At 51.5% G+C, this 6,634-nt stretch carries 6 protein-coding genes; 2 read left to right on the top strand and 4 right to left on the bottom strand.

The genetic code is table 11. The annotated features are described in order from the left end of the window. Positions 1-58: 58 nt before the first annotated feature. Positions 59-1,810, top strand: a complete 1,752-nt coding sequence (locus K2I50_RS02940; protein WP_301024756.1) for a phospho-sugar mutase — start codon at positions 59-61, stop codon at positions 1,808-1,810. A 119-nt stretch (positions 1,811-1,929) separates the two neighbouring features. Next, the gene (locus K2I50_RS02935) at positions 1,930-2,607 is read left to right on the top strand and encodes an RluA family pseudouridine synthase (protein ID WP_301024755.1); all 678 of its coding nucleotides are present in this window, start codon (positions 1,930-1,932) and stop codon (positions 2,605-2,607) included. Between the two features lie 176 nt (positions 2,608-2,783). Here K2I50_RS02935 and K2I50_RS02930 read toward each other — a convergent pair whose 3' ends face one another. The 4 genes from K2I50_RS02930 to K2I50_RS02915 all read right to left on the bottom strand — a co-directional run. Next, a complete protein-coding gene (locus tag K2I50_RS02930; RefSeq protein WP_301024754.1) occupies positions 2,784-4,112 on the bottom strand; it encodes a M18 family aminopeptidase in 1,329 nt (442 codons plus the stop codon). A gap of 70 nt (positions 4,113-4,182) precedes the next feature. Next, positions 4,183-4,968 carry a porin family protein gene (locus tag K2I50_RS02925; protein ID WP_301024753.1) on the bottom strand — a complete coding sequence of 262 codons (786 nt, stop codon included), beginning with the start codon at positions 4,966-4,968 and terminating at the stop codon, positions 4,183-4,185. Positions 4,969-4,983: 15 nt separating this feature from the next. Continuing rightward, positions 4,984-6,099, bottom strand: coding sequence for a PCMD domain-containing protein (locus K2I50_RS02920; protein WP_301024752.1), 1,116 nt, complete (start codon positions 6,097-6,099; stop codon positions 4,984-4,986). A 148-nt stretch (positions 6,100-6,247) separates the two neighbouring features. Next, the coding region (locus tag K2I50_RS02915; RefSeq protein ID WP_301024751.1) for an acyltransferase at positions 6,248-6,634 on the bottom strand (387 nt) is incomplete at its 5' end.

The raw sequence follows: 6,634 nt of genomic DNA, 5'->3' as shown, positions 1-6,634 counted from the left end.
GTGAAAACCTCTCTTAACAGATTTGTCCAAATACCTTAATACCAAAAAATTTCAAGATATGGAAAATGAAAACCTCATCAAGATGGTGACCGAAAAAGCCCAGAGCTGGCTCGCCGACGGTTACGATGAAGAAACTCGTGCCGAGGTGCGTCGTATGCTGGACGCCGATGACAAAACCGAACTTATCGACAGTTTCTATCGTGACCTCGAATTCGGTACCGGCGGTCTGCGCGGTATCATGGGTGCCGGCACAAACCGTATGAACATCTATACGGTAGGCGCTGCCACACAGGGTCTTGCCAACTATCTTAAGGTCGCATTCAAGGATGAGCCACAGATATCTGTAGTCGTGGGCCACGATGTGCGTAACAACTCGCGCAAGTTTGCCGAAATTGTTGCCGACATCTTCTCGGCCAACGGCATCAAGGTCTATCTCTTCGATAGTTTCCGTCCCACTCCCGAGCTGTCGTATGCTATCCGTGAGCTCGGCTGTCAGAGCGGTGTCAATATTACCGCTTCCCACAACCCCAAGGAATACAACGGTTACAAGGCATATTGGAGCGACGGCGCACAGTTTATCGCTCCCCACGACGTGAATGTAATCGAGTATGTAAACCGTATCAGCGGTATCGGTGAAATCAAGTTCAAGGGCAATCCCGAGCTTATCACTATCATCGGCGATGAGATGGACCAGAAGTTCCTGGCTGCCATCAAGGGCCTTCAGCTCAGCCCCGATGCTGTAAAGCAGTTCCACGATCTCAAGATTGTGTACACTCCTATCCACGGCACCGGTGTGAAGCTCATCCCCGACTCGCTGCGCAACTATGGCTTTACCAATATCATCAACGTGCCTGAGCAGGATGTAACATCCGGCGATTTCCCCACAGTAGCTTCGCCCAACCCCGAAGTTCCCTCGGCAATGGCTATGGCTATCGCCAAGGCTAAGGAAGTTGATGCTGATTTGATTCTCGCTTCCGACCCCGATGCCGACCGTATCGGATGTGTGCTCCGCGACGACAATGGCGAGTACGTACTGATCAACGGCAATCAGATTGTGATGATTCTCCTCAATTACATCATGACCCGTAATAAGGAGCTTGGCCGCATTACTGGCAATGAGTACATTGTAAAGACTATCGTTACCACCGAGACCATCAAGTCAATCGCCGACAAGAATGGCTTCAAGATGTATGACTGCTATACCGGCTTCAAGTGGATTGCTGCTGTTATCCGTGAGAACGAGGGCGTAGGCCGCTATCTCGGCGGTGGCGAGGAGAGCTACGGATTCCTTGCCGAGGACTTCTGTCGCGACAAGGATGCAGTGAGCGCCATCTCCCTTATGGCTGAGGCACTCGCATGGGCCAAGACAAAGAATATGAATTTCCTCCAGATGCTGAAGGATATCTATATGACTTACGGATTCTCACGTGAGGCCGGTATCTCTCTGGTGCGTAAAGGCAAGACCGGTGCTGAAGAGATTATCGCAATCATGAAGAATTTCCGTGCCAATCCTCCCAAGCAGCTTGCCGGCAGCCCGATTGTCACTATCAAGGATTACGCCGACCTCAACCTCACCGACGTGACCACCGGCAACGTATCCAAGATGGACATGCCTGTTACTTCCAACGTGCTCCAGTACTTTACTGCCGACGGTACAAAAGTCAGCGTACGTCCTTCCGGCACAGAGCCCAAGATTAAGTTCTACGTTGAAGTGCGCGGAAAGATGGAGAAGCCTGAAGACTATGGCAAAGCCATCGAAGAAGCCGAAGCTAAAATCGAGGCTATCAAGAAGGATCTCGGTGTCGACTGATAACACTCTAGAGTAATCAATAATATTCAGCGGAGACGCGCCCAACATGTGTATTGGATGCGTCTCCGCTTTAAAGTAGGTCATATAATGACTTGCTTTATTTAATTCAGTATGTTTAAATGGAAGTAGTCTACGAGGATAATCATCTGCTTGTGGTCAACAAGGCTCCCGGCGAAATAGTGCAGGGCGACAAGACCGGCGACGAACCTCTTGTCGAGACTCTTAAGCGCTGGCTTAAGGAGAAGTATGACAAGCCCGGCAATGTGTTCTGCGGTGTGGTGCATCGTCTTGACCGCCCTGTAGGCGGTCTGGTGGTGTTTGCCAAGACATCCAAGGCTCTCGCGCGCATGAACGAGCTCTTCCGCAAAGGCGACGTGGAGAAGACCTACTGGGCCATCACACGCAATATGCCACCCGAGCCGGAGGGAACGCTCGTCCACTATATCACCTCGGTAGAGCGCAACAATAAATCGTATGCGTCGCTCCAGCCTAAAGAGGGCGCTCAGAAGGCTGTGCTCAAATATCGGCATATAGCATCGTCGGAGCGATATCATCTGCTTGAAGTCAGGTTGCTGACCGGACGCAAGCATCAGATACGTGTGCAGCTCTCTTCAATCGGATGCCCTATCAAGGGTGATTTGAAATATGGCGACAAGCGTTCCAATCCCGACGGCAGTATTTCGCTCCAGAGTCATCATATCCGCTTTGTACATCCCGTGAGCGGCAACGTGATTGATATTACAGCCCCTGTGCCCGACGATACTCTCTGGCAGGCTCTCGCCGGAGAGGTCAGATAAGGCGGCTCCATGTGGATATAATGAGAGTAAAAAAACAGTCAGAGCGTCATTCATATGACGCTCTGACTCGTTTATCGCAGATGCTGTTTTTGAGCAACTATGGTAGTTCCCGGAAGTATGTAACTGTGTATGCTTTATACATGCTTTGGGCTTACAGTAGCGTAGGCATATGTATGTCAGCATGTGAAGAAATGGGTGAACGCGCGGATTATGCGGGCGTTGTCGGCAGCGGAAGCTGTCTCGCGCACAGAATGCATGGCCCATATTGCAGCGCCCATATCCACACCTCTGAGGTCAATCTTGGATGTCAGGATGTTGCCGAGGGTTGAGCCTCCGGCTACGTCGCTGTGGTTGACGAAATACTGGTATGGCACGTCGGCCTGCTCGCATATGGCGCGGAACACGGCCGCCGAGTCGGCGTCGGTCATGTATTTGCAGTTTGCATTGATTTTGATTACGGGTCCGCCACCTACCACAGGATGGTTGGTCGGGTCATGTTTCTCGACGTAGTTGGGGTGTACGGCATGGGCATTGTCGGCCGAAATCATGAATGATTCTGCCACAGCTCGCGAGAAGTCCTCGAATGTGCCTCCGAAGGCTTCGACTATGCGCATCATGATAGTATGCAGGATTGGGGATGCCGCTCCCTGTTTGGTGCCTGAGCCTGTCTCTTCGTTGTCGAAGATTGCCATTACCCTTACTGTCGGCTTGGGTTGGATGGTGTCGGTGGCGAGCAGCATGGCTCGCATGGCCGCATAGGCCATCGACAGGTCGTCGAGTCGTCCGGAGGAGATGAATTCGCCGTCTGAACCCCATCGTTGTGCCGGTGTGGTGTCGTAGAGCGAAAGGTCGCAGTCGAGTATCTGTTCCGGGTCGACTGATAGTCTGTCGGCAACCATGCGTAGTACCATACCTGAGGCATTAGCCTGACGGTCGATAATACCTATCACCGGGAGCATGTCTTTCTGCTTCGACAGTGGATTGCCTTCGTTGACCGAGCGGTTGAAGTGGATGGCGAGATGAGGTATTGTCAGCATCGGGTCATCGAATCGTACCAGACGGGTGACGGGATGGAGCGGGTCGATACCGCGCAGCATCACGCGTCCGGCTATCGATAGAGGACGGTCGAACCATGTATACAGAATGGGGCCTCCGTAGACTTCGGTGTTGAGTTTCACCACACCTCCGTCGCATTTCATTTCCGGAGCAGGCTTGATGCGGAAGCCGGGTGAGTCGCTGTGGGCGGAGATTATACGGAAGCTGCTTGAGGGAGTTCCGTCGCCTATTCTGAACGCGAAGATTGCCGAACTGTTTTTGACTACAAAGTAGCGTCCTTCAGGCTTGAGCTTTCCGCGCCATGAGTCGGTCATGTCGAGCTCGGTATATCCGTTGTCGGATAGGATGCGTCGGATGGTGTCGACAGCCCAGAAGTTGCAGGGTGATGCGTTGAGAAAGTCAATAAGGCCTTCTGCTTCACGGGCGGTCATATCAGAGAAGTCCGTCATATGTGTAATGATTGTTTGTGGTTGGAGGATTCGAAGTTAATCAGTGTGCCGGGTCTTTGGCTATATGGCGTCAGAATATGTAGTTGAAGCCAAGATTGGCATAGATGGGGTAGAGGGGGAAGTTTACAGTCTTGAATGAGCTTTTGAAGATGTTGTTGAATCCCCAGCTGAGGTTGGCTCGCAGGGCAAGGTGCTTGAATGCACGCCAGGATACTCCTCCCTGAAGTCCGTACTGGAATGTGCGCAGGTCGCTGTTGAATTCGTACGGGGCGCTGGCTTCGCCTTCGAATTCCACTTTCTCTCCGGTAGGGTCTCCCTCTCTGAGATATCCGTCATGTACAACCCCGGAGAATTCATGATTGAGACTTACACCGATGTAGGGGCCGAGGTGGAAATTCCACTGAGATGTCGGACGCCAGCGGGCAAGCACGGGGAATGTAATCAGCGACGCCTGATATTTTGTGTCTACGCGTCCTGTCCAGTGGCCGGCTATACGCGAGCCGTCCTGTATGATTTCCATTCCGTAGTTCTTTACCGTAGATTTGGTATCCATGCCTTTGTTTTCAAGGCATATGCCTACCGAGAATCCCCACTGTGGTGCTGTGTCAATCCATTTTGTGACGTTGCCGCCGATTGCGAGGTTGAGCATCGGATTGTAGCCGTTGATTTTCCTGATTTCCGACGGTAGAGGCAGGGGTGCTGTGCCGCCGATGTTTGCTCCGGCGTAAATTTCGTATTCCAGTCCGTGGAGTATTGACCATTCGAGCGCAGGTGTTGTCTCTTTCTGAGCATTTGCCTGAAGTGGAGCGATTATGGCCAGTGCGGCTATGATTATTGCGGTTATTTTCAGTTTCATTTTTAAACAAACGTCTTATTCTTCGCAGGTTAATACAACTTGGTCGACCATAAGTGTGCTTCCGGGAGCGCCTGAGAAAAGGTCTCCGTCGATGCTTGACGACATTACAATTGATATGGAGTACTGTCCATTCTCGAGTTTCTGCATGTCGAGTTCTTTAAAGTAGACAAACGGGAGCGAGAAAGTACGCCATGTGTCTGAGGGGATTCGTTCTCCATCGTTGAACCGGGCAAGTGCCACAACGTTGGGCGATGTCTGTACGTTGGTTCCGTTGAGGTACTCCACATCGGGCGTGCGTTCGAACATTACTCCGTATATGTTGAATTCATCAATCTTGCCAGGAACAGCTTCAAGTTTGTTTGACAGAGATTCGTTCAGTTTGTAATAAGTTTCGCCGGGGGTATACTTGTAATAGCCGGACAGGCGCACGGGCTTGCGGTCGAAGGGTCGGCCGAAGCGTGTTGAAAGCAATGTATTGGAAAGATTCACTTTGAACTCTCCGATGAAGAGGCTTCCTGCGGCGAGGGGAGAATTGCGGAGATTGCCGAACAGTCCGGTAATGCGTGTGGTCATGGCTGCACATTTGCCGTCAATGCCATTGTCTGACTGGTAGGTAGGGAATGATGCCGGGTCGTCAGAGCCTTGTCCGGTCATAGCATATCCGGAGTTGCCGCTTGCCCAGGAGAAACTTTCGTTGCCGTCGGGCCCTACCTCGTAGAAAATGTCGTAACTGTATCGGCTGGACTGTTGTTGCCTTACATGCTCGAAATCATAGGAGAGCGTGATTCCCGGTTCGTTGACCCACACTGTATACGTTTTTTGCCATATTCTATCTTCGGCGGTCACGGTATATTGCTGTGGCACGTCAAAATTGCGCGCGGTGCCGCTTGGCGGGTCGATTGTGGCTCCTTCGGTTAGTATGAATTCAGGTGCCAGGGCGCTCTTATCGGTCCCTTTTTTTACAAAAAGAGTCACTTCGGAGTTGCGTATCGCAGCGTTTTGCGACATTACGTCTCCAGGGAGTGTTGCCGCTATTATATCACATTCAGCGTTGAGCGGCTCTTTGCGTATGCATCCTGCTGTGGCCAATGCAACAGCAGCAATCAGAAATGTATGAGTGATTGGTTTCATTGCTTGCAAAGTTAAGCAATTAATAGGATAAAATTTCACTGGGAGTAAAATAAATTCGACCAGTTATTTACAGCGAAAATGACTGGTGTGTTACACCCTGTCGGGATGTGGAGCGGCGATGAGGTATCCGGCTGTTGTGCCCGTGAGGTCAGTCGCCGCAGCTGTCAAGGCCAAGCTGTTGCGGCTCTTCGTCGGAATCAGGAATTGCCGCGCATCCCATAGGTTGCGGTATGCGTTTTATGAATTTAGCCGGATTTCCGGCAACTATGGTGTCGGCCTCGACATTCCGTGTCACGATGCTTCCGGCTCCGACTACAGCATTTTCGCCGACAGTGACGCCCGGCAGGATTGTCGCGCCTGCTCCAATCCATGCATTCTTGCCTATCTTCACCGGTTTGCATGTTATGATATGGCGTTCGTAAAGGTCGTGGTTGTTTGATATGAACTGAACATTGGCTGCAATCATGGCGCCGTCGTCGATTGATATGCCTCCGGCAGCCATCATAAGACAGCCGGGCATTATCACTACATTTTT

The organism is Muribaculum sp. (assembly GCF_029051885.1).
Classification (GTDB): Bacteria; Bacteroidota; Bacteroidia; order Bacteroidales; family Muribaculaceae; genus Muribaculum.
Note: the sequence above shows the minus strand (reverse complement) of the source record. Positions and strands in the feature narration are given on the sequence as shown.